Origin of the sequence: Rhodococcus sp. T2V (assembly GCF_029269925.1) — a bacterium.
Classification (GTDB): domain Bacteria; phylum Actinomycetota; class Actinomycetes; order Mycobacteriales; family Mycobacteriaceae; genus Rhodococcus_F; species Rhodococcus_F koreensis.
In genome coordinates this window covers 173,081-196,444 of sequence record NZ_JARJBD010000004.1, presented here as the reverse complement: position 1 = coordinate 196,444, position 23,364 = coordinate 173,081, and the positions used below count along the sequence as shown (strand labels likewise).

Sequence of the window (23,364 nt, the reverse complement as noted above, 5' to 3'; positions counted from 1 at the left end):
ATCAATCTGGAGGCGCTCGACGATCGTCAAGGCAGACGCGCAACGAGGGTATCGAGGCCGGTTCGCGGGCCGGAGAAAAAAGGCGTTTCCAGCCGAACGTGCCGGCGCGCGTCGGTGGCGCGAAGGTCTCGCATCATGTCGACTATCCGGCTCGGGTCCGGAGCCTCGAAGGCGAGGATCCACTCGTAGTCGCTCAATCCGAAGGAACTCACGGTGTTGGCACGCACATCCGGGTAGGCACGAGCCGCTCGGCCGTGCTCGGCGAGCTGCCGTCGCCGTTCGACGTCCGGCAGCAGATACCACTCGAGCGATCGCTTGAACGGGTACACGCACACGAACTGCCCCGGCTCCTCATCGGCCACGTATGCAGCGATATGGCTGCGATTGAATTCGGCCGGCCGGTGGAGCGCGGCCGCACTCCAGACCGTGGTACACGCTCGCCCGAGTCGGCAGCGCGGAAAGCCCGAGTAGGCCGCCTGCAATCCTTCGACGGTGTCGGCATGCGTCCAGATCATGAAGTCGGCGTCTGCACGCAGTCCTGCGACGTCGTAAATTCCGCGGAGCACGACACCGGACTCGGCGACTCCCTCGAAGTAGGCACGTGCATCCTCCACGACCTCGGCGCGCACACCGGGAAGCACGCCGGGGACCACCTGGAACACGGTGAACATCATGAACCGCACGCGTTGATTGAGTTCGACGAAGCGAGAGCCGATCAAGGCAGGTCACCTCTCGACCGGGACGCCGACCAACGAGCCGTACTCCACCCAGGAGCCGTCGTAGTTCCGGACCTCGGGGTAGCCGAGCAGTTCGTGGAGCACGAACCAACTGTGCGCGGATCGCTCGCCGATTCGGCAATAGACGATGATGTCCTTCGTGTCGTCGAGACCGGCATCGGCATACAGGGCGCGGAGTTCGCCCTCGCCGAGGAAGGTGCCGTCGTCAGCGGCAGCCTTGGACCACGGCACGTTGACAGCGGTCGGGACGTGCCCCGGAACCTGGGGTTGTTCCTGCAGGAACTGCGCCGGAGCGAGGATCTTGCCGGAGAATTCATCGGGCGACCGGACGTCGACGATGCTCTTCGTTCCTATCTGCTCGATCACCTCGTCGCGGTGCGCGCGGATACCCGACACGGGCTCGGACGCCACGTAGTCGGTAGCCGGTCGGGCGACAGTATCGCTCGACAACGGCCGGCCGTCGAGCTCCCACTTCTTGCGTCCGCCGTCGAGCAGCCGGACGTCGCGGTGACCGTAGAGCTTGAAGTACCAGTACGCGTAGGCCGCGAACCAATTGTTGTTCCCGCCGTACAGGATCACCGTGTCGCCGTTGGCGATTCCCCGCTCGGACAGGAGTTTCTCGAACGATCGCCGGTCGATGAAGTCGCGGCGTACGGGATCTTGAAGGTCGCGTTTCCAGTCGATGCGGACGGCACCGTCGATGTGGTCCTTCTCGTACTGGGTGGTGTCCTCGTCCACCTCGACGAGGACGACGTCGGGGTCCTTCCCGTGTTCGACGACCCAGTCGGCGTCGACCAGGAAATTGCTTCTGCTCATGGTTCATCCTTCACTTCGCGAAAAATCGGGGCGTGCACATATTATTAATGCACGATCTATTCGCCTACGCTACAGTTTCGCCCACACAGTTTCGACAGGAGCACCGGATGACAACACCGACGACCCGTCCTGCCCGAGCGAAGTCCCAGCGCCCAGAGGGGCAATGGGCACAGGGCGATCGCGAGCCACTCAACGTGAACGAGAAGGTCAAGCAGGATGACGACGGCCTCAACGTGCGCAAACGGATCGAAGAGGTGTACTGCCGCACCGGTGTCGCCGGCATCGACCCCACCGATCGGCGAAGCCGGTTCCGCTGGTGGGGGCTCTACACCCAGCGCGCACCCGGCATCGACGGCGGCCGAACCGCCACGTTGCCACCGGAAGAGCTCGAGGACGAGCACTTCATGCTCCGCATCCGCATCGATGGAGGAGCACTGACCACCGAACAGCTGCGCGTCGTCGGCGAAGTCTCCCGGCAGTTCGCCCGCGACACCGCGGACCTCACCGACCGCCAGAACATTCAGCTGCACTGGATCAGGGTCGAGGACCTACCCGACATCTGGCGGAGGCTCGAGGGGGTAGGCCTCACCACAGCCGAATCCGCAGGTGACACCCCGCGCGTGGTCCTCGGCTCGCCGATGGCAGGCATCGCCGTCGACGAGGTCCTCGACGCCACGCCCGCACTGCGCGAGATCACCCGCAGATTGATCGCGAACCCCGAATACTCCAACCTGCCGCGCAAGTTCAAGACCGCCATCTCCGGACTCCAGGACGTCGTCCACGAAATCAACGATGTCGCATTCATCGGCGTCGAACACCCGGAACACGGTCCAGGACTGGATGTCTGGGTAGGCGGCGGCCTGTCGACCAATCCTCGCATCGGCGAACGATTGGGCGCATGGGTTCCGCTCGAGGACGTGCCCGACGTGTGGATCGGCATCGTCTCCCTCTTCCGTGACCACGGTTATCGACGCCTGCGGGCGAAGGCACGCCTGAAGTTCCTGGTCGCGGACTGGGGTGTCGAGAAGTTCCGCGACGTGCTCGAGAAGGAGTACCTCGGACACCCGATGATCGATGGTCCCGCGCCCGAGCCGCTCGACGAACCACGCGACCACGTCGGAATCCAGCGGCAGAAAAACGGTCTCAACGCCGTGGGAATCGCACCTGTCGTCGGCAGAGTCGGAGGCACCATGCTCATCGACCTGGCGAGCGTTGCCGAGTCCTCCGGATCCCGACGGGTCCGCATCACCCCGATGCAGAAGCTGGTCGTCCTCGACGTGCCCGACGAACAGATCGACCCACTCCAATCCAGTCTCCACAGTCTCGGATTCCCGTCGCGTCCGTCACCCTGGCGACGGAGCACCATGGCATGCACCGGCATCGAATTCTGCAAATTCGGGATCGTCGAGACCAAGGCGCGGGCCGCCACCGTCATCTCCGAGATCGAGGACCGACTCGCCGACGTCCAGGATCGACTCGAGCACCCGATCACGTTGCACCTCAACGGGTGCCCCAACTCGTGCGCACGCATTCAGGTCGCCGACATCGGCCTCAAGGGCATGATCGTGACCAACGCCGACTCCGAACAGGTCGAGGGATTCCAGGTTCATCTCGGCGGCAGCCTCGGCCTGGACACGAGCTTCGGGCGCAAACTGCGCGGCCACAAACTACCCGCCACAGACGTGGCCGACTACGTCGAACGCATAGTTCGACGCTATCTGGCCGACCGTGCTCGCTCCGAGAAGTTCGCGAACTGGGTCCACCGCGCCACCGACGCCGACCTCACATGATCCGACACCGCCCCGGCATCCTCGAGATCGACAGCTACGTTCCCGGCGACTCCGGATCGTCCATGAGACCAGCAGCGCGGCTCGCTTCGAACGAGTCGCCCTTCCCGCCGGACGACAGGGTGGCGGCGGCGATCCGCGCGAGCATCACCCGGGCCAATCGGTACCCGGACTTCGACAACAGGGAACTGACCGAGGCCCTCGCCAGTCGGTGGCACCTGTCCCCCGATCAGGTGAGCGTCGACAGCGGATCCAGCAGTCTCCTGCGCAACATCGTCACGGCATGCGCCGGCCCGGGAACTGAAATCGTCTACGGATGGCCTTCGTTCTCGAGCTGCGAGCACACCACGCTGCTTGCAGGAGCGACACCGATTCGCGTCGCGCTCACGCCCGACCACCGCCTCGATCTCGCTCGCATCCTCGCCGCAATCAACGACCGCACTCGGGTGGTACTTCTATGCCTGCCGAACAACCCGACCGGCACCACTGTCGACCACATCGCGCTCGAGGCCTTCATGGAGGCGGTACCCGAAGACCTGCTGATCGTCCTCGACGAGTGCTATCGCGAGTTCGTCACCGATCCCGACGCTGCGAGCGGCCCCAGACTCCTCGGACGATTCCCGAACGTCGTCGTGCTCGCGTCGCTGTCGAAGTCCGCGGGATTGGCGGGACTGCGGATCGGTTATGCCCTGTCGTCCCCCGATGTCGGCTCCTTGCTGCGCGCCGTACGCATCCCCTTCTCCGTCTCCACGGTGGCTCAGGCGGCAGCCCTCGCGTGTCTCGAACCCGCGGTGACGGCTGCCCTCGAATCTCGCATCACTGCAACGGTGTCCGAGAGGAGGCGTGTATACGACACTCTGACAGGTGCGGGGATCGAGGTAGTCCCCAGCCAGGCGAACTTCCTGTTCCTTCCCCACCAACACGCCGCACCGGAGAAGGTACGACTCCTGGCGCAGCTCGGTGCACTTGTCCGGCTGGCGGGACCCCGGGAAATCAGAATCTCGATAGGCAACAGCAGGGAGAACGATCACCTACTCTCGTGCATCGACCCCCTGACCGTAGGGATACGGAAGTCGTCACGCTCCGAAGCCCACCTCACATGATCGGCTCGTCACACCATCTCGGGGACGTGCAGATGAGCGATCGCCAATTCGAACTCCCCCACCTCGAGGAGCCGAGCGCCGGACTCGCACATCTCCGACGTTCCGATGCTCTCGGCCACTTCACCGGTACCACCGCCCGCAGCCGGGGCCTTGTCGAAGGTAATCGACGACACCACACGACCGGCGGCCGGATCGACGAGCAGACTCGCGCTGCAGAATCCCTCGAGCTCGTGCATCGCGGGCAGCGAGGACATCTTGTACACGTCGATCACACGGTCCAGGTGCCCCGGCTCGACCTCGAGCCACGCGACCCGCACCCAGGCGCCTTGATGTGAGCGGTGGTCACGGTGCAGGGCCGCGATGTCCCACCGCGACACGGTCGCGGTGGCGTGGAAAACCTCGGCCATGCGGTCACGCAGGTGTCGAACAGGTGCTTCGCTCGCGCGCAGAGCCTCGTCGTCCGTCCAGGAACTCGTGGCGATGCACCGGCCGGAGCCTCGATCGACCAGCAACGACATTCCGGCGGACCCTGCGATGTCGGCGAGCGCGGGCATCACGGTGTCGCGCACGTGCTTGATCCCCTCGTCGATGAACGACGGGTGCGCATCAAAGGTGGAAGAGCGTGCATACACGATGGGCATCCTTCTCCTCGGGCGGCGCCCGGCGGCGCCGACGGCCAATCCCCATCTCCCACACTCCTCCCCCTACGCGGGCGAGACAATGATCGACAGCGAAAGAAGAATCTCGGACGCCTACTTGCGCCGTGTGGAGGGCTCGCCCTCGGCGTATACGGAGGGTTCATCCTCGGCGTAAATAGAGGGCTCGCCCTCGGCGAGTGCGGTTGCATGGTCGATGACCACACGCTTCCACCACGAATCGAGCGGGCTCGGGTCCGGCCATACGACCGCGTCGGCGGTGAGCGAGGACGTGGTTTCGCGCGGGTGGCCCGATTCCGTTCCGCTGATCTCGTCGGGATCGGCCTGAATGCCGCCCACCGCCCCCTGTTGCGTCAACTTGCCTGAGCGTGTCGGCGGGGAGGGAGCTGGGCGACCAACTGCTCCCACTCGTCGAATCGGGCGGTGTCGGCCCTGCGCGGTCGGGATGAGGGGCCGGCCGCCAGCTCGACCAGGCTCCGGGCGGCGCCGAGGACGGTCAGGTGATGGCGTCGTGCGACGTCGAGAAGTTCGTCGAACGCCTGGGCGTCAGAGCAGCCGCGGCCTGCAATCAGAATGCCCTTCGCCGTCCCGAGCAGTTCTCGGCCATCGGGGCGCCTGCGCGGAACCAGGCGCGTCGGGCTGGGGACTGGAGTGAGGGATGGTTCGGTGCTGTCCTCGATCATTCCGCAGTACTCCTTCGCTCTCGTGCATCTGCCGCCGGTGTGCCGACGATCCCGTCCGGACGCAAAATGTGAGTCACGTCACTGTCGATGCACGATCAGTTGTAGCGGACCGAGCCGCACCTGTCATCTAGACACATGTCCAGCTCCACGACCGTTTGCCCTGGTGACGTGGCACGCGGCGCGATTCGCGACTAACATCACGATACCAACTTGTGACCTGTACCACACAGTAGCGTTATCTCGAGGTGAGATTGCACCGGCTTGGACACCATGTCGACCCACGATCACGACTCGGTGACGCGACCGGGGACGGCGTTAACGAACGCCATCAGATAGTGGCCACCAACAGGTCCTCGCCACTCGACGGACGCAGGCCGTCGGTGCGGTCGGCGAAGTAGCGTTCGGCGAGCGAGGCCCCCGACACGTGCCCAGGGCTGCCGAAGCCGGATTCGCGAGCCAGCGCCAGCATCTCCTGCGGGGTGTAGAAGCTGACGAACGGTGTTCCGGAGGCCCGCGCGCCGTTCTCGGACACCTGGAGTCCGGCGCGATCGGCGACGTCGACGAGATCGGTGGGCAGCAGAAACGTCATCGCCAGCGTCGAACCGGGAGCGAGTCCGGCGAGCTGGCGCAGGGTGGCGGCGGTGGCTCCTTTCGTGAGGTACATGGTGACGCCGGTGGAGACGACGACCGCGGGCCGGCCAGGATCGAAGCCCGCCGCGACAAGCCGCTCCGACCACGACTCGTTCGCCTCGAAATCCACCGGCACCAGCCGAAGCCATTCGGGGACACCGAAACCCACGTCGGTCAGGCGTTGTCGCTTCCATGCCTGAGGGCTCGGCTGGTCGACCTCGAAGACCCGCATGCGGGAGGCGATCTCCGTCCTGCGCTGAGCAAACGTGTCCAGGCCCGCCCCCAGGACGACGTACTGGACGACGCCGCGGCCGGCCTGCTCGGCGACCAGATCCTCGATGAAGCGAGCACGGGCGACGATGGCCGCCCGGAACCCGCTGGTGCCGGTCGGGTCCATGTCCGGGCGATCCCGCCAGCCCTCGTCCGGGGCCGCCAGCTGCAGGCCGATCTCGTCGACGAAAACGTGCGGCGGCGGGTCGACCAGCACGTGCATCGCCCGCCACAGGGCGACTCGAACCGCCGTGCTGTCCGGTGTCCCGGCCTGCTCGTCTGCCATCGCCATGACGTTCTCACTCCTCGCCGTCCGTCCCGATCCGGGCGCACGGCCGGATCTCCGTCGTAAGGCCCAGAAACAGACAAACATTCACCTGAAATGGCGTCCACCTCTCGATCCATTGTTCAGATCAAAATGGACGGTTGTCAAATTTCAATATGTGAGAAAATTCCGGTTTGGTGAAACGCCCCGAGATCGCGAACGCGATAAATGTAGTAAGCGGCGATCGACGATCCCGTGGATTTTCATCACCAACAGAGGAGTGAATTCTGATGGGTTCTGCAGGAATCGACTTCAACGTCGCATTCGAGGCGTTCCTGAAGTGGCTCAGCCTCACGTTCGGCGGCGGAATCGGACTGAGCTGACCAGCGGAAAGATCCGACAAGCGATGGCCAGGCTCACCTGGGGACAGCCTGGCCATCACTTTGATCTGTACGTGTGAATACCTCGGCGGCGGAACACGCCGTCGAAGAACTCGACGGAATAATACGCAATGTACCATTACTGCGCATCGGAAAATTCGACCGCCACGGTTAGCGACTTCGAGCGCGATCGTTGTGCATTCCGGCGCCACCAAAAGCTGTCTGTTCTTTTCAATTCTCCGCAAAAAGGGGCCTCGCCCGAGGCGTGACAGATCCACTCTCGACGGTGCGGCCTGATCGGGGGACCGGTCGGTCCGCGCGACGACGCTGGCCGACCCTCCCCCCAGACCTACACCGCCGACGGTGCGAGGTGCCGGCCGAGATATGCGGCGGTGGCGGAGTCGGCCGTCTCCGCGACGATCGCCGGCTGGCCCTCGGCGATGATGCGGCCGCCGTTGTCTCCGCCGCCGGGCCCGAGATCGATCATCCAGTCCGCCGAGGCGATCACCGACATGTCGTGTTCGACCAGGACGACGCTGTTCTCCGCCGCGACGAGACGGCGCAGCACCACCATGAGTCGGTCCACGTCGGCGGAGTGTAATCCGGTGGTGGGTTCGTCGAGCACGTAGAGCGTGTGCCCGGATCGGATGCGCTGCAGTTCGCTGGCCAGCTTGACGCGTTGCGCCTCCCCACCCGACAGCGTGGTGGCGGATTGGCCGAGCCGCAGATATCCGAGACCCACCTCTACCAGCATGTCGAGGCTCTTCTTGGCGGCCGGGACGTGGTTCAGGAAGTCCCGGGCGTCGTCGACGGTCATCGCGAGGACGTCGGCGATCGACCGGCCGTCGACCAGGATCTCGAGAGTCTCGGCGTTGTAGCGTGCGCCGGCACAGGCCGGGCACGGCGCGGAGGCCTCGGGAAGAAACAGCATGCCGATGGTGATCGCGCCGGCGCCCTCGCACTCGTCGCATCGGCCACCGGTGACGTTGAACGAGAAACGACCGGGACCGTATCCACGTTCGCGGGCGGTGGGGTGTGCAGCGAAGAGTTTCCGGATCACGTCGAACAGTCCGGTGTAGGTCGCGAGATTCGAGCGCGGCGTCCGCCCGATCGGGGTCTGGTCCACACGCACCAGCCGGTCGATGTGTCCGAGCCCGTGGGACGACACCACGGTCGGTGCGGCGAAGTCCCGGCCGTCGGCCAGGACAGCCGTGGAGTCGTCGGCGTCGTCGCCCACGGTGTCGGGGCCGGGTTCGTCGTCTACTCCGAGGTGCCGGCCGACGACGTCCGTGAGCACACGGCTGACGAGTGTGGATTTGCCCGAGCCGGACACGCCGGTGACCGCGGTGAGCACCCCGAGCGGGATCCGCACGCTCAGATCCTGCAGATTGTGCATCGTGATGCCGGAGAGTTCGATCCACCGGCTCGGCTGTGCGGGCTCGGGGCAATTCTCCGGCGGTTCGAAAAGGTATCGGCGGGTGACGGATTCGGGAATCTCCGCGAGACCGTCCACCGCGCCGCTGTAGAGGACCCTCCCACCGTGCTCCCCGGCATCCGGGCCGACGTCGACGATCCAGTCCGCCGCCCGGACGACGTCGAGGTTGTGTTCGATGACGAAGACGGAGTTGCCTGCGGCGCGAAGCCGCCGCACGGCAGCCACCAGCGCCTCGGTGTCGGCGGGGTGCAGGCCCGCGGACGGCTCGTCCAGGACGTACAACACGCCGAACAGGCCCGACTGCAGCTGGGTGGCCAGCCGAAGGCGCTGAAGCTCCCCCGGCGACAGGGTGGTGGTCGATCGGCCGAGACTCAGGTACCCCAGCCCGAGCTCGGACAACCCTCGGAGGCGTCCGAGTAGGTTGTCCACCAACGCCTCCGATGCTCGATCGGTGACGTCGTCTGCGGAGGCATCGCGGGATGCGACCGCGGTTTCGAGAACCGTGGCCAGCTCGGCCAGTGGCAGTTCGGTCGCGTCGGCGATGTCGAGGCCGGCGAACCGCACCGCCAGTGCCTCGGGTCGCAGCCGCTTGCCGCCGCATGCGCCGCAGGGGCGGGAGACCAGATATCGCGACACCTTCGCCCGCTGGGTTGCGCTCTTCGTCGTCGCGAAGGTGTGCAGGACGTAGGTGCGGGCGCTCGAGAACGTTCCCTGGTAGTCGCGCACCATCTTGCCCGGGTCGCGGATCGGTGACACCGTGACGGTGGGCTGCTCGTCGGTGGTGAGAATCCACTCACGTTGGTCTGCAGGGAGTTCCGACCATGGGCGGTCCACATCGATGCCGAGGGTGTCGAGGATGTCGCGGTAGTTCTTCCCCAGCCAGGCGCCGGGCCAGGCGGCAACGGCGCCGTCGCGGATACTGCGGTTCGGGTCCGGGACCAGGGCGTCGACGTCGACGTCGTGGGTGCGTCCGAGTCCGTGGCAGGTCGGGCATCCTCCTTCCGGTGTGTTGGGCGAGAAGGCGTTCGAGTCGAGGATGGGGGCGTCCGGCGGGTAGGTGCCGGCCCGGGAGAACAGCATGCGCAGCACGTTGGAGATGTGGGTGAGGGTACCGACCGACGATCTGGCGGAGGTGTGACCGCGGGCCTGCTGCAACGCGACCGCGGGTGGAAGCCCCGTGATGTCCCCCACCATGGGTGCTCCGACCTGATCCATCAATCGGCGCGCGTACGGGGTGACGGACTCGAGAAAACGTCGTTGCGCTTCGGCGTAGATGGTGCCGAAGGCCAACGACGACTTGCCCGATCCCGACACCCCCGTGAACGCGACGATGCAGTCCCGGGGAATGAACACATCGACGTGGGCGAGGTTGTGTTCGCTGGCATCGAACACTTCGATGCCGGCAAATTCCCGGGCGGGTGAGGGTGCGGCCGGCGGTCCGGGATCGAGGGTCGGCACAACTGCTCCAGGTGTCGGTTCGTGCTCGGACAGGTCGGGCCCCAGTCTTCCTCGAGGGATGGAACCGCTGTCCCGGTGGTGCCGTCCGGTCAGACGATGTTCGTCTCGCCCGCGCCGATACCGGTCTTCGCGAAGCGGCGCAGAGCAAACGAACTGATGTCGTAACCGGGCTCCCTGCTGTGGTAGAGGTCGCGCACGATCTCACCGGTCGCCGGTCCCATCAGGAAGCCGTGGCCGGAGTAACCGGTGGCGATGAGCAGGCCCTCCACCTCGGTGGATCGGTCGATGATCTGGTTGCGGTCGGGAGTGACCTCGTAGAGTCCGGCCCAGCCGGTACTGATGCCGTAGTCCAGAACGGCAGGCACCCGGGTCTCGGCGATCGCGCCGAGACCCATCAGCCAGTCCTCGAGTTCGAATCTGAGGTTGAATCCCTCGGGCTCGTTCGGGTCGGACCAGCCGAGCAACAGGCCCTTGCCTTCGGGATGGAAGTAGAAGTTCGAGGGAAAGTCGATGGTCAGCGACGGCGAGAACTCGGGCAACTCGGACAGCGGCTCGGTGAACGCGATCTGACGGCGGACGGGGACCACGGGGATGTTCACCCCGACCATGGTGCCGATCTCCGCCGACCACGCCCCGGCGGCGCAGACCACGGTGCTCGTCGTGATACGTCCGTGTTCGGTGACGACGGCGGTGATGGTGCCGCCCGTGCTCTCGATGTCGGTGACCGCGCAGTGCCGGATGATGCGGGCGCCGCGGCGACGGGCGGCCGCGGCGTACCCCATCACCACCGATTCCGGCGTGGCCTTGCCGTCCTGGGGGGACCAGGAGGCGGCGAGGAGTCCGTCGGTACTGATGAGCGGCGAGATCTTCTTCGCCTCGTCGGGAGTGATCATCCGGCTCGGAACACCGTGCCGGTTCTGCAGCGCCACGCTTTCGGTGAAGATGTCGACGTTGGTCTGGTCCGAGAGAAGGTAGAGGTAGCCGTCGCGGCTGAAGTCGATCTCCTGACCGTAGTCCTCGGCGAACCGCGAATACACCTCGAGGCCGCGCAGACCGATCGCGATGTTGGCCTCGTTGCTGAACGATGCACGGACGCCGCCGGCGGCCTTGCAGGTCGAGCCGCAGGCCAACTCGTCCTTTTCCAGGAGGACGACATCGGAGACCCCGGATTCGGCGAGGTGGAACGCGATACTGGCGCCGATGACGCCACCGCCGATCACGACGACGGACGCCTGCTCGGGGAGTTCCTTGCTCATGTCGCTTCTTCTTTCCTGAAGAGTGATTATGTTATGCCGGACCGTCTTCTAGAACGCTGCGTTCCGCGGAGCCCGTCCACGCAACACCATGGCTTCACGCACGCGATCCTGGGCGGTGCTGCGCGCCACCTCGTGGGTGGTACGCCCCTGAACCTTTGACGCATCGAGGGTGTCGATGGTGCTGGCGCGCAGCTTGTTCGAGATGTTGGCGAACACCGCGGCGGGTTCGGGACGGATACCGGAGTAGCGCGCGTCCATGGCCACCGCTGCGGCCACCACGCCGCCGGCGTTGGCAATGAAGTCCGGGACGACGGTCACCCCGCGGCCGTGCAGCACCGACTGCGCCTCGGGACTGCTCGGCAGGTTCGCGCCTTCGACGACGATCCTGGCGGGCAACGTCCGGGCGAGATCGGCGTCGACGACGTCCTGCAATGCTGCCGGGATCAGGACGTCCGCCGTCACCGAGAGTTCTTCACCGGCCGCGAGCGGCTTGGCGCCGGAGTACTCGTCGACCAGTCCGTCACCGTATCGTTCGCGCAGGTCGAGCAAGGTGGCGACGTCGAGGCCGTCCGGGTTGTGGATGCCACCCCGCGACGTCGAGACGGCGACGACGGTCGCGCCCAGTTCGGCGAGGCGTTTCGCGCTCGCCGCGCCGACCGCTCCGAAGCCCTGGATGGACACGCTCAGAGAACCGGTGGACAGACCGATCGCCTGCGCGGCGGCGTCGGCCGACTCCGCGACTCCGTGGCCGGTGACGCCGAGTTGGTCGTACGGGAGTCCGCCGAGCGCGTGTGGGGTGCCGACGGCGCCGCCGCGGCCGCCGACCTCGTCGAGCATGATCGCGGCGTCCTTCTCGGTCAGTCCGATGTCGAGCCCGAAGACGTACTCCTCGGGGACTTCGTTGCGCAGGGCCCGCACGAACGCCCGCAGGACCTCTTCCTTCGACTCGGCGTGCGGGTCGGCCCAGATCCCGGCCTTGGCGCCGCCGTAGAAGGTGTCGACCCCGGCCCATTTCCAGGTCATGTTCCGGGCCAGCCGGGCGACCTCGCCGACACTGACGGTGGTGGACATGCGGGTGCCGCCCTTGCCCATTCCGCGGGCGGTGTTGTCGATGACCAGGACGCCGCGCATGCCGGTGCGTGCGTCGGAGACACACACGACCTTTTCCGGGCCCCATTCGTCGATCAGTTCGAACATCGTCGTTGCTCCTCGTGTGATTCGAAGGGGTGTCAGGCGAAGTTGACGCCCTGGGCCAGGGGCAGCTCGCGGGAGTAGTTGACGGTGTTCGTGGCGCGGCGCATGTAGGCGCGCCAGGCGTCGGAGCCGGATTCGCGGCCGCCGCCGGTGGTCTTCTCCCCGCCGAATGCGCCGCCGATCTCGGCGCCGGACGTGCCGATGTTGACGTTGACGATGCCGCAGTCCGAACCGTCGGCGGCGATGAATCGCTCGGCCTCGCGCTGGTCGGTGGTGAAGATCGACGACGACAGACCCTGCGGAACGTCATTGTGCAGAGCGATCGCCTCCTCGAACGTGTCGTAGGTCAGGACGTAGAGGATCGGTGCGAAGGTTTCGTCCTTGACGATCTCGCTCTGGGTCGGCATCCGCACGATTGCGGGCTCGACGTAGTACGAATTGTCGTTGCTCGGCCGGCGCCGACCACCGGCGAGAATCTGCCCGCCCTGCGCGACGGCCTTGTCGAGGGCTTCGGTCATGTTGGCGTGGGACTTGCCGTCGATCAGCGGGCCCACGAGGGTGCCGTCGGCGAACGGGTCGCCGATCGGGAGGCGCCGGTAGACCTGGGAGATCCGGTCGATCAGCTCGTCGGCGATGTCCCGGTGAACGATGATGCGGCGCATCGAGGTGCACCGCTGACCTGCGGTGCCCGCGGCGGCGAAGACGATGCCGCGGGTGGCGAGATCGAGGTCCGCGGACGGGGTGACGATCGCGGCATTGTTTCCGCCGAGTTCGAGGATGGCGCGGCCGAAGCGGGCGGCGACGCGCGGGGCGATCTGCTCCCCCATTCGTTCGGAACCGGTGGCGGAGATCAGCGGCACCCTCGGGCTGTCGATCAGGGCCTGCGTGTCGGCGGCATTCGCCGAGACGAGGACGTTCAGGTTGGCCGGTGCGCCCGATTCCGCTGCGGCGCGGTCGAACAACGCCGAGCATGCGGCGGCCGTCAGGGTGGTCAGCTGTGCCGGCTTCCAGATCACCGCATCACCGCAGACAATGGCCAGGGCGAGGTTCCAGGACCACACCGCGGCCGGGAAGTTGAATGCGGAGACGACACCGACGACACCGAGCGGGTGCCAGGTCTCCATCAGGCGGTGGCCGGGGCGCTCCGAGGGCATGGTGCGGCCGTCGAGCTGGCGGGACAGACCGACCGCGAAGTCACAGATGTCGATCATTTCCTGGACCTCGCCGAGGGCCTCCGAGCGGATCTTGCCGACCTCGATGCTGATCAGGTTCGCCACGTCTTCCTTGTGCTCGGTGAGCAGTTCGCCGAGGCGCTTGATCAGGAATCCGCGGACCGGGCCGGGAACGGTGCGCCACTGCAGGAACGCGTCGTGGGCCGCGTCGATCGCGGCCTCGACGTCGGCGGCGCCTGCGGCCGGGTAGTCGAACAGGCTCTCCCCGGTGACCGGGGTGCGGGCGGTGACGGTGTTCTTCACCCCGGCGGTGTCGAGCACGGCCGGGTCGACCCCACATCGCTGCAGGCTGGTGTGTGCAAGGGTGCGCAGTTCGTCGGTGGTGGGCAGGGTGATGGTGGCGGCGACGGCGGTGCTCATTTACTTGACTCCCTGGGTAGCGATGGGTGGGGTAGCGATGGGTGCAGGTACTTCGATGGGTCCGCGGATGTGCAGTTCGGTGGCCACGCGATCGAGGGATGCGCGGCGGATGCCGTCGTAGAGGTCGTACGGGTCGTGCAGGGTGCGGTTCAGGACGCCTTCCATCCAGGCGGCGTCGATCGCGGTGACCGACTGGGTGGTGTCCTTGCGACCGTCCGAGGTCAGGTTGGACTGGAAGATCCCCGCAGCGGACTTCGGCAGGAAGTCCTCGTAGACGATCGGCTCGGGGCGGACCCAGCCCTGGTCGATCAGATCGGGCAGCGACCTGGACGGCGCGTGCCCGTTGAGCTGCTTGCCGGTGTTCACGGTGTAGGTGAAGTAGGCGAGGTCGTGCAGGGCCAATCCCCGCTCGGTGGCGGGCATCTGCTGATTCCACAGCTCCGCGGCAATCGCGTTGCGCGCCTCGGCCGACACCGGCGCGGCGGCGGCCGCCTCCCGGACCGCCTGATCGGTCTCGACGGCCAACCGGTCGTAGACCTTCCGGCCGCGGACGGTGGCGGCGATGCCGCGGGCTTCGACCTCACCGAAACGCACTCGCAGCGAACCTTTCTCGACTCTGCCGTCGGCGTCGCGGAACACCCGCGGTTCGGCGAGGGCCCGGAACGAGGTCTGACGCAGCAGCAGATCAGGGCCGGCCCACAGCGGCGGACCCTGGATCGTGTCGATCATGTCGATGCTGCGACGCTCCATGCGGGCGTAGAGATCGTCGATGTCCAGTACACGCGGGGTCAGGTGGTTGATGTGGGTGCTGGTGACGCCGCCGATGTCGGCGGCCACCGAGGACACCTGTTCGAGTTCGCGGTACCAGGCGCGGTCGACGGCCTCGGTGGAGAGCGTGAACGCCGCCGTCGCGAGAGTCAGGAACATCTCGGCGTCGCCGGAATTCAGCCCTCGGTACTCGCTCGCCCGGTCGGCGAGGACCAGCAGTTCGGTGGTGAATAACGTGCGCCTGGCGAGGAAACTCTCGAGGCGCCGCTGCAGATCTGCGCTGAAGAAGCGGCGGTCCGCGGGAACGAGCATGGACGTGAACACCCGGAAGGGGTTGCGCGCCAGCTCCTCCGGGTCCGTGGGCCGGAAGGCGGTCGAGACGACCGGGACGGAACTGGCAGCCGCCTCGCGCAGGTCGTAGAACCCGACCGGGTGCATGCCCATGGCCGCGAACACGCGTGCCACCTGCGCCATCTCCTGTGGGGTGCCCACGCGGATGGCTCCGTGGCGTTCGGCGGTGACGCGAGCGATCGAGCCCAGCCGTTCGGTGTCGGAGCCGGGGCGCGACAGCACGGCGTCGTTGACGGCCTGCGACACCTCGAGCAACGTGGTGTAAGCGGGAACTTCCTTCCCGTACAGGTGCGAGAGGCGGCGAGCGAACTCGGCGCGCAGTTCCCACTGCTGGGTGATCGGCATGCGTGCAGCTCCAGGGTCGATGGGGATCGGGTGCGAGAGCGAATTCGTCATGTGCGGAGGGTTTTCGAACAGTGCGGCGGTTCGACATTTCGTTCCCGCTCGTTCATCGTGGCGTGCCGGATCGAATAGCACCAGCGAAGAAAACTAGCCGAAACCGTTTAGGATCCCTATATGAATATGAGTTTGGCCCACCTTGTCACGCTCCGGGAACTGGCCCTGCGCGGAACGATGGTCGCGGTCGCCGAAGAACTCGGCTACACCGCAGGCGCCGTGTCGCAGCAGATCGCAGCGTTGGAGAAGGCCGTCGGCTCGCAACTCGTCACCAAGGTGGGACGCAACGTCGTCCTCACCGATTCCGGCGTCGTCCTGGCCGAACACGCCGTGAAGATCCTGGGCGCGGAACAGACCGCACTCGACGCGCTCCGCGCAGTCCACGACGACGTGGCCGCGCCCCTTCTGCTCGGCACCTTCGGCAGCACCGCCGCCGCGCTACTGCCGCCGGTCGTGGCCGCCGCGCAGCGCGAGTACCCGCTCCTCACCCTCAGCAGCCGGGAACTCGACGTCGACGAGGCCGCCCTGGCGGTCCAACGCGGACAGGTCGACGTCGCCTTCGGGCTGGACTATCCCAACTCGCCGATGCCCCGCACTCCGGATATCGAAATGATCACCCTGCGCAGCGAGCGATTCGGGCTCGCCGTCTCCTCGGGGGCCTACGGCATCCGCACCGAGTGCACGATCGATCTGCGCGAGGCCGCGGAGTGGAATTGGATTCTGCCGCCCGCGGAAACACAGTTCGGTCGCGCCATCCGAATCGCGTGCCGGCAGGAAGGCTTCGAGCCGATCGCTCGACACGAAATCGTCGACACCGCCGTTTCCCTGGCGCTGGCCGCGAAGGGGCTGGGCGCGGCTCCGGTCACGGACATGATGATCAGGCTCAACAGCTCGGTACCGATCATCAGGGTCGACCTCACCCAGGAGATCGGCAGGCGGATCGTGCTCCTGCGCCTCGCCGGCTCGGAGACCCGGCCCACCGTGCGCGCCGTCACCGAAATCGTGCGTGCCGTGGTGAACACGGCCGAGACACGGTGAGGACTCCTCCGCGAGGAAGTCAGTTCTCCTGTCCGATGGAGGTGTCCCGTACACCCTGGTTCTCGAAGATGAAGCGTCCCAGCGTGAGACCCACGTGCAACTCGAGTCGCTGCGCGCCCACCGACAGGTCGAGGCCGGTGACCTCCTCGATCTTCGCGAGCCGGTAGTACAGGGTCTGACGGTGGATGCCGAGGATCGCGGCGGTGGCGGCGGTATCGCCCGCCCGGTCGAGATACGTCTGGGCGGTGGCGAGCAGGTCGACGTTGCGGTGGTCGAGCAGGGCCCGCACGGACGGCGTGAGGACCGCATCGGCGAGGGCGCCGGTGGGCCCGCACGACGCCAGCCGGTAGATGCCGAGTTCTTCCCAGTAGGCGATCGGTCCCGTCGACTCGTCGTGCCGGGCGACCCGGACACCCAGCTTGGCCTGCTGCCAACTCCGCCGGGCCCAACGCAGTCCCCGATACGAAGCTCCCACTCCGACCAGAGCTCCGGCACCCGCACCGCTTTCGGCAACGGACCGGACGGGGTCGACGGCGCCGTCCACCGCGGGCACCATGACGGCGGTCAGCGATCCGATCGGCGCCAGCAGACTGCGCGTGCCGGGGGCGGGCAGGAGACCGTCGACGGCCAGCACGGTCAACGTGCCACCGTCCGGAAAGAGCCCGGAGTCTTCGATGCGAGTAATCGCACGGGCGAAAGCCTTTCGGTCGCCTTCGAGGAGGTCTGCGACGGCGACCGCCATATCGTCACGACCCCGGGACGTGTGTGCGAGTTGCGCGCCGGCCTGGCCGGCCAGGGACATCGCGGCGGTGAGATCACCATCGGACACGGCGCTGTTCTCATCGGGCAGCACGAACAGATATCCGTACGCCGAACCGGCGTAGCGGGCCGGGAGGCAGATCCGTGACGACGCCTCGATCTGCCGATTCTCCGGAGTGGTGACTGGGCGCGTGCTGTCGGCGATTCCGAAGCTCTCGTACCATGCACGCGCTTCCGGCGCACAACTCCGGGTGAGGATCGACTGCACCCGATCCCTGTCGACACCCGGTGACTGGGTGCTGTAGGCGATCAGCGAAAAGGCCCGGTCGACCAGGACCACCGACGCCGACAGTCGTTCGGCCACCTCGGTGACCACTTCGTCGAGAGTCACTTCATCATCTCCGTGAACAGCACATTTCGTGGGCAATACGTACTGCGATCATTCCGCGTCGGCCATACACGTGTCTGAGCGCCAGGGCCGAAAATTCTGGCAACTGTCCCTAGCATGCTACGTGTTGCGCCGTTACGTTGGTCACACACGAACGGAAGTTCGCCATCTCGCCAGGCCCCGCCCTCGGCACTTCCTCTGTCGGAGCGTCCCACCACCGCGGAACGGATCGCGCCCTGACGCCCTCGTGTCCGACTCGACCTATGGAGCGTGTGATGTCCACTCACGAACAACCACCCGAGACGTTGCAGAAGTCTCTGAAACAACGACACCTCACCATGATCGCGATCGGAGGTGTCATCGGCGCCGGCCTCTTCGTCGGTTCGAGCGCCCTGCTGCACACCTCCGGCCCCGCAGCATTCGTGTCCTACGCCATCACCGGTGTCGTCATCGTCCTCGTGATGCGCATGCTCGGCGAAATGGCCACCACCAACCCGTCGACCGGATCGTTCGCCGGATATGCACGCAAAGCCTTCGGGGGGTGGGCCGGCTTCACCACCGGTTGGCTGTACTGGTTCTTCTGGGTCGTCGCGGTCGGCGCCGAAGCCGTCATCGGCGGCAAACTGCTGCAACGCTGGATCGACCTGCCCTCCTGGGTGATGGCGGTCGTCCTCCTGTTGGCGATGGTCGCCACGAACCTCCGCTCCGTCCGCAACTTCGGCGAGTTCGAATACTGGTTCGCAGGCATCAAGGTCGCCGCGATCCTGCTGTTCCTCGCCCTCGGTGCCGCCTACGTCTTCGGCCTGTGGCCGAGCCATTCCGCCGACTTCTCCAACCTCACCGATCACGGCGGCTTCACCCCCAACGGCTGGACCGTCATCCTCTCGGGCGTCGTCGTCGCCGTCTTCTCCATGGTCGGCCCCGAAATCGCCACCATCGCCGCCGCCGAATCCGCCGAGCCGGAGAAAGCCGTCGCCAAGGCCACCAACTCCGTGATCGCCCGCATCGGGTTCTTCTACATCGGCTCCGTGCTGCTGCTCGCCGTCATCGTCCCCTGGACCGACGTCAAGGTCGGCCAGTCGCCGTTCGTCGACGCCCTCGCCCGGATGGGCATTCCCGGCGGACCCGACATCATGAACGCCGTGGTGCTCGTCGCCGTACTCTCCTGCCTGAACTCCGGCCTCTACACCTCCTCGCGGATGCTCTTCACCCTCGCGCACAAAGGCGATGCGCCACAGAGCATCGCAAAGCTGGACAGCCACGGCGTCCCCCGCAACTCGCTGCTCCTGGCGACCCTCGTCGGTTTCGCCTGCATCGGCCTCGACTACCTCTCCCCCGACACCGTGTTCGCGTTTCTGCTCAATGCCTCCGGCGCCACCATCCTCATGGTTTACCTGATGATCGCGATGTCGCAGATCAAACTGCGCGGCCTGATGACCCGCGACGAAGTCGCCCGGCTCCGCCTGAAGATGTGGCTGTTCCCGTACCTGTCCATCCTCGCTGCCGGCGGCATCCTCGCCGTGCTGGTGTCGATGTTCTACGTCGAATCGTCGCGCTCGCAGATCTCCCTGAGCGTCGGAGCCCTCGTCGCGACGTTGATCGCCTACCGGCTTCGCCGTCGCATCAACCCACCCGTCACCACTCACCCCGCACCCGTCACGAACTGACACCCGGGGCGGCGGCAGGCGAGACACACCGTCTCCGGCCGCCGCCCCTCGTCGTGCGCGCACCCGAGGTTCAGTCCCGTCGCCGGGCGGCATCGGCGTCGAGCTGCGCGGCGAGCAGCTGCGCCAGGTGGTCACCGCGACGATCGGTCAGATCAGCGAGCTGGGTGCGGCAGGAGTAGCCGTCCGCGAGGATGGTGGTGTCGGCATCGGCTCCGGCCACGGCCGGGAGGAGCTGCTGTTCGGCGACGGCCACCGACACCTCGTAGTGCCCCTTCTCGACGCCGAAGTTCCCGGCCAGGCCGCAGCATCCACCCAACCGCTGCACCTGTGCACCGGCGTTCTCCAGGAGCTGCGCGTCCGGACTCCACCCCATCACCGAATGGTGATGACAGTGCGGCTGCGCGACAACCGATTTGCCTTCCAGAGACGGCGGTTCCCACCCACGGTCCGTCAACAGTTCCGCCAGCGTGCGGGTGGCCTCGGCGACCGGGTCGGCGACCGCCCTGCCCAGCAGTTCCGCGGCGTCCGAACGCAGCACCCCGGTGCAGGACGGCTCCATTCCGACGATCGGGATTCCGGCCGCGGCACTGCCGGACAGTGCGTCGACGGTGCGTCCGAGGATCTTCTTCGCCGCGGTGAGTTGACCGGTCGAGATCCAGGTCAGTCCGCAGCACTGCTGCTTGTCGGTCAACTGCGGTCGGTAGCCGGCGGCCTCGAGCACCCTCACGGTGGCGTGCCCGACCTCGGGGGTGAAGTAGTTGGTGAACGAGTCCACGAACAGCATTACCGGGTCGCCGGTGGTGGCACGGTCGTTCTCGGTGGCCTTGAACCAGGATCGGAACGTCTGCTTCGCGAACGGGGGGATGGTGCGGCGCCTGTCCACTCCGGCCGACGACAACGCCAGCGGTCCGATGCCGGGAACGCGCATCATGGCGTTGACCGGACCGGGGGCACGGCTGGCGATCTTCGCCCAGCGCGGAAGCCACCCCAGCGAGTAGTGGGAGGCAGGGCGGATGCGACCCTTGTAGCTCTGGTGCAGCACTTCGGATTTGAATGCGGCCATGTCGACCCCGGTCGGGCAGTCCGAGGAACATCCCTTGCAGGACAGGCACAGGTCGAGGGCGTCGTGGACCTCCGGCGAACGCCAGCCTCCGTCGACGGCGGTGCCGTTGATCATTTCCTGCAGGACGCGCGCGCGGCCGCGGGTGGAGTCCTTCTCCTCCCGTGTCGCCTGGTACGACGGGCACATCACTGCGCCGGTGGCGGTGTTGTCGGCCCGGCACTTCCCGACGCCGGTACAGCGGTGCACGGCCTGGGTGAAGTCGCCGTCGTCGTGGTGATAGGCCATCGCGAGTTGGCGGCGCACGAGCGGGGCGGCCGGCACCCGCAGATCCGCATCGACGGGGCGGGGGTCGACGACGACACCCGGGTTGAGGATGTTGTCAGGGTCGAAGACGTGCTTGACGGCGGCGAACAGTGTCATCGCGTCCGGTGAGTACATCAGCGGGAGGAGTTCGCTGCGGGCGCGGCCGTCACCGTGCTCACCCGACAGTGAACCGCCATAGCCGGCGACCAGTGTGCTTGCCGCCACCAGGAACTCCCGGAAGATGCCGCTGCCGCCGGGCTCGTCGAGCGGCCAGTCGATGCGCACGTGCAGGCAACCGTCGCCGAAATGCCCGTACGGCAGGCCGGTGACGTCGTATTCGTTCATCAGCGCATCGAAATCGCGGAGGTAGTTGCCCAGCATCGCTGGTGGCACGGCCGCGTCCTCCCACCCCGCGTGCGCGGGCAGTCCGGCGGGGCTGCGCCCGGCGAGCCCGGCCCCGTCGGCCCGGATCCGCCACAACTCGGCGGTGCGGGCGGCGTCCGTGACGACGAGGCTGTCGATGGCTCCGCAGTCGCGTCCGACCTGCTGGGCCCGGGCGATCGTCTCATCGAGGTCTTCGCCGACCACCTCCACGAACAACCAGGCCGCCCCCGTCGGCAGTGGCGGCACCGCACCCGGGCCGCGGCGTTCACGGACGACGTCGACGATCCGGGAATCGATCCCCTCGCAGGCCGTCGGATCGAACTTCAGCACCAACGGGGTCGCGTCCCCCGCCGACGCGATGTCGGCGTATCCCAGGACGACCAGAACGCGGTGGGCGGGCTCGGACACCAGCCGAACCGTGGCCCGGGTCGCCACCGTGAGCGTGCCCTCGGTACCGACCAGCATGCGGGTCACGTCGAACCGGTTCTCCGGCAGGAGATGTTCGAGGGCGTAGCCGGACACCTGACGACCGAACCGGCCGAGTTCGGTGCGGATGGTCGCCAGGCCGCCTCGGGTGACCTGCTGCAATGCACTCAGCGTCGGGGATGCCGTCATCTCGCCGGCCGCGCCCAGTTGCAGCGACTCCCCGATTCCGGTGAGCACGTGGAGGCCCGTCACGTTGTCCGAGGTCCGGCCGTATCCGAGGGTGCGGGAGCCGCACGCGTTGTTGCCGATCATGCCGCCGATCGTGCAGCGGGTGGAGGTCGACGGATCGGGCCCGAATCGCAGGCCGTGCGATGCCACGGCGTGCTGCAGCACCGTCTGGATCGTGCCCGGCTCCACTGTCGCAGTCTGTGCGTCCGTGTCGACCGAGAGCACCCGGTTCATGTGCCGGCTGAAGTCGAGGATCAGTCCCGTCCCGACCGCGTTGCCGGCGACGGACGTGCCACCGCCGCGCGAAGTCAGGGGCACGCCCTCCCGGCGGCACACCGCGAGGGCCGCCGCGACCTCGTCGGCGTGCCGCGGCCGCGCGACGACCAGCGGCCGCACCCGGTACAGGGACGCGTCGGACGAATAGGCGGCGCGGGTCGTGCCGTCGGAGAGAACATCGCTCACTCCAGAACTGCGCAGCTCAGCGGCCAGTGATTCAGCGGTGATCATTCGTAGCATGCTACATGCTCCTAGCATGCTACGAATAGCCCAGTGTTGTTACAGTGATCGGGTGGCAGACGAAGCGCTCGAACTCGAACCGCTCACCCCGTTCGCAGGACGACGGATGGAGCAGGCCATCGCCGCCGTGCGGGCCGCCATCGACGACGGCCGCATGAAGCCGGGAGTGAAGTATTCGGTCTACCAACTCGCCGAGGGCCTGGGCATCTCCCGCACCCCCGTGCGCGACGCGCTGCTCCGCCTCGAAGAAGTGGGACTCATCAAGTTCGAGGCTCGGCAGGGGTTCCGCATTCTGCTCCCCCAGCCCAAGGAGATCGCCGAGATCTTCGCTGTCCGATTGGCGCTGGAACTTCCCGCCGTCCGCAAGGCCGCGACCGCATCCGACCCCGCCCTGTCGGACGCATTACTACGCCGGCAACGCCTGATGCGGGACGCGGCCGCTGTCGGCGACGAACACCAGTTCGCCCACCATGACCTCGGGCTTCACGACCTGATCCTCGACGCCGCCGACAACAGCCGGGCCCGGGCGATCGTCAAGACATTGCGCGAGACCACCCGACTGCTCGGGGCCAACACCGCCGACAAGACCAGAACGCTCACCGACATCGACGACGAGCACACACCCGTCATCGACGCGATCATCGCAGGCGATCCCGACGAGGCAGAGGCCGCGATGCGTAGGCACCTGGAGAACACCGGACGCCTGCTCGTCGCACAGGCGCTCCGCACCGAGGCGTCCGATCGATCCGTCGACGAGATCTGGTCTGCCGTCGTCTGAGGCCCCTCCACCCGTGAGTACTTATCAACGTCCGGCG

The 23,364-nt window shown here is 66.8% G+C and carries 18 protein-coding genes; 5 read left to right on the top strand and 13 right to left on the bottom strand.

Annotated features, from left to right (window positions below; translation table 11 throughout):
- Positions 1–26: 26 nt before the first annotated feature.
- Together hemQ and P3H15_RS05685 are read right to left on the bottom strand one after the other, a co-directional pair.
- On the bottom strand, positions 27–674 hold the full coding sequence (hemQ, locus tag P3H15_RS05690) for a hydrogen peroxide-dependent heme synthase (protein WP_276136429.1): 648 nt from the start codon (positions 672–674) through the stop codon (positions 27–29).
- Between the two features lie 51 nt (positions 675–725).
- Positions 726–1,553, bottom strand: coding sequence for a sulfurtransferase (locus tag P3H15_RS05685; RefSeq protein ID WP_276136343.1), 828 nt, complete (start codon positions 1,551–1,553; stop codon positions 726–728).
- Positions 1,554–1,660: 107 nt separating this feature from the next.
- Between P3H15_RS05685 and P3H15_RS05680 the strand changes: the two genes are divergently transcribed.
- Together P3H15_RS05680 and P3H15_RS05675 are read left to right on the top strand one after the other, a co-directional pair.
- Complete coding sequence (locus tag P3H15_RS05680; protein WP_072941548.1) at positions 1,661–3,343, top strand: nitrite/sulfite reductase; 1,683 nt, start codon at positions 1,661–1,663, stop codon at positions 3,341–3,343.
- On the top strand, positions 3,340–4,443 hold the full coding sequence (locus tag P3H15_RS05675; RefSeq protein WP_276136342.1) for an aminotransferase class I/II-fold pyridoxal phosphate-dependent enzyme: 1,104 nt from the start codon (positions 3,340–3,342) through the stop codon (positions 4,441–4,443). The genes P3H15_RS05680 and P3H15_RS05675 overlap by 4 nt, the downstream gene beginning before the upstream one ends.
- A gap of 8 nt (positions 4,444–4,451) precedes the next feature.
- Here P3H15_RS05675 and P3H15_RS05670 read toward each other — a convergent pair whose 3' ends face one another.
- The 9 genes from P3H15_RS05670 to P3H15_RS05630 all read right to left on the bottom strand — a co-directional run bounded on the left by P3H15_RS05670 (position 4,452) and on the right by P3H15_RS05630 (position 15,726).
- Positions 4,452–5,084: a hypothetical protein gene (locus tag P3H15_RS05670; RefSeq protein ID WP_276136341.1), complete on the bottom strand. Its 633-nt coding sequence runs from the start codon at positions 5,082–5,084 to the stop codon at positions 4,452–4,454.
- A 111-nt stretch (positions 5,085–5,195) separates the two neighbouring features.
- Positions 5,196–5,438 carry a hypothetical protein gene (locus P3H15_RS05665; protein WP_276136340.1) on the bottom strand — a complete coding sequence of 81 codons (243 nt, stop codon included), beginning with the start codon at positions 5,436–5,438 and terminating at the stop codon, positions 5,196–5,198.
- Between the two features lie 14 nt (positions 5,439–5,452).
- Complete coding sequence (locus P3H15_RS05660) at positions 5,453–5,782, bottom strand: ANTAR domain-containing protein (RefSeq protein WP_072941556.1); 330 nt, start codon at positions 5,780–5,782, stop codon at positions 5,453–5,455.
- 328 nt (positions 5,783–6,110) lie between these two features.
- Positions 6,111–6,968 carry a class I SAM-dependent methyltransferase gene (locus P3H15_RS05655; protein ID WP_276136428.1) on the bottom strand — a complete coding sequence of 286 codons (858 nt, stop codon included), beginning with the start codon at positions 6,966–6,968 and terminating at the stop codon, positions 6,111–6,113.
- A gap of 708 nt (positions 6,969–7,676) precedes the next feature.
- Positions 7,677–10,220, bottom strand: coding sequence for an excinuclease ABC subunit UvrA (locus P3H15_RS05650; protein ID WP_276136339.1), 2,544 nt, complete (start codon positions 10,218–10,220; stop codon positions 7,677–7,679).
- Positions 10,221–10,309: 89 nt separating this feature from the next.
- On the bottom strand, positions 10,310–11,476 hold the full coding sequence (locus P3H15_RS05645) for an FAD-binding oxidoreductase (RefSeq protein WP_276136338.1): 1,167 nt from the start codon (positions 11,474–11,476) through the stop codon (positions 10,310–10,312).
- A gap of 48 nt (positions 11,477–11,524) precedes the next feature.
- Positions 11,525–12,673, bottom strand: coding sequence for a Glu/Leu/Phe/Val dehydrogenase (locus P3H15_RS05640; RefSeq protein ID WP_276136337.1), 1,149 nt, complete (start codon positions 12,671–12,673; stop codon positions 11,525–11,527).
- 32 nt (positions 12,674–12,705) lie between these two features.
- On the bottom strand, positions 12,706–14,262 hold the full coding sequence (locus P3H15_RS05635) for an aldehyde dehydrogenase family protein (RefSeq protein ID WP_276136336.1): 1,557 nt from the start codon (positions 14,260–14,262) through the stop codon (positions 12,706–12,708).
- Positions 14,263–15,726: a VOC family protein gene (locus P3H15_RS05630; protein ID WP_276136427.1), complete on the bottom strand. Its 1,464-nt coding sequence runs from the start codon at positions 15,724–15,726 to the stop codon at positions 14,263–14,265.
- A 171-nt stretch (positions 15,727–15,897) separates the two neighbouring features.
- Between P3H15_RS05630 and P3H15_RS05625 the strand changes: the two genes are divergently transcribed.
- Positions 15,898–16,815, top strand: a complete 918-nt coding sequence (locus tag P3H15_RS05625; RefSeq protein ID WP_276136335.1) for a LysR family transcriptional regulator — start codon at positions 15,898–15,900, stop codon at positions 16,813–16,815.
- Between the two features lie 19 nt (positions 16,816–16,834).
- Here the strand turns inward: P3H15_RS05625 and P3H15_RS05620 are convergent, their stop codons facing one another.
- Positions 16,835–17,965, bottom strand: a complete 1,131-nt coding sequence (locus P3H15_RS05620) for a CdaR family transcriptional regulator (RefSeq protein ID WP_276136334.1) — start codon at positions 17,963–17,965, stop codon at positions 16,835–16,837.
- Between the two features lie 272 nt (positions 17,966–18,237).
- Here P3H15_RS05620 and P3H15_RS05615 point away from each other — a divergent pair, with 272 nt between their 5' ends.
- A complete protein-coding gene (locus tag P3H15_RS05615; protein ID WP_276136333.1) occupies positions 18,238–19,629 on the top strand; it encodes an amino acid permease in 1,392 nt (463 codons plus the stop codon).
- A gap of 70 nt (positions 19,630–19,699) precedes the next feature.
- On the opposite strand, the gene P3H15_RS05610 is transcribed toward P3H15_RS05615, so the two are convergent.
- Positions 19,700–22,549 (bottom strand): FAD-binding and (Fe-S)-binding domain-containing protein, encoded by a 2,850-nt coding sequence (locus tag P3H15_RS05610; RefSeq protein WP_276136332.1) that lies wholly within the window; start codon positions 22,547–22,549, stop codon positions 19,700–19,702.
- A gap of 52 nt (positions 22,550–22,601) precedes the next feature.
- Between P3H15_RS05610 and P3H15_RS05605 the strand changes: the two genes are divergently transcribed.
- Complete coding sequence (locus P3H15_RS05605) at positions 22,602–23,327, top strand: GntR family transcriptional regulator (RefSeq protein ID WP_276136331.1); 726 nt, start codon at positions 22,602–22,604, stop codon at positions 23,325–23,327.
- The last annotated feature ends 37 nt before the right edge of the window (positions 23,328–23,364 follow it).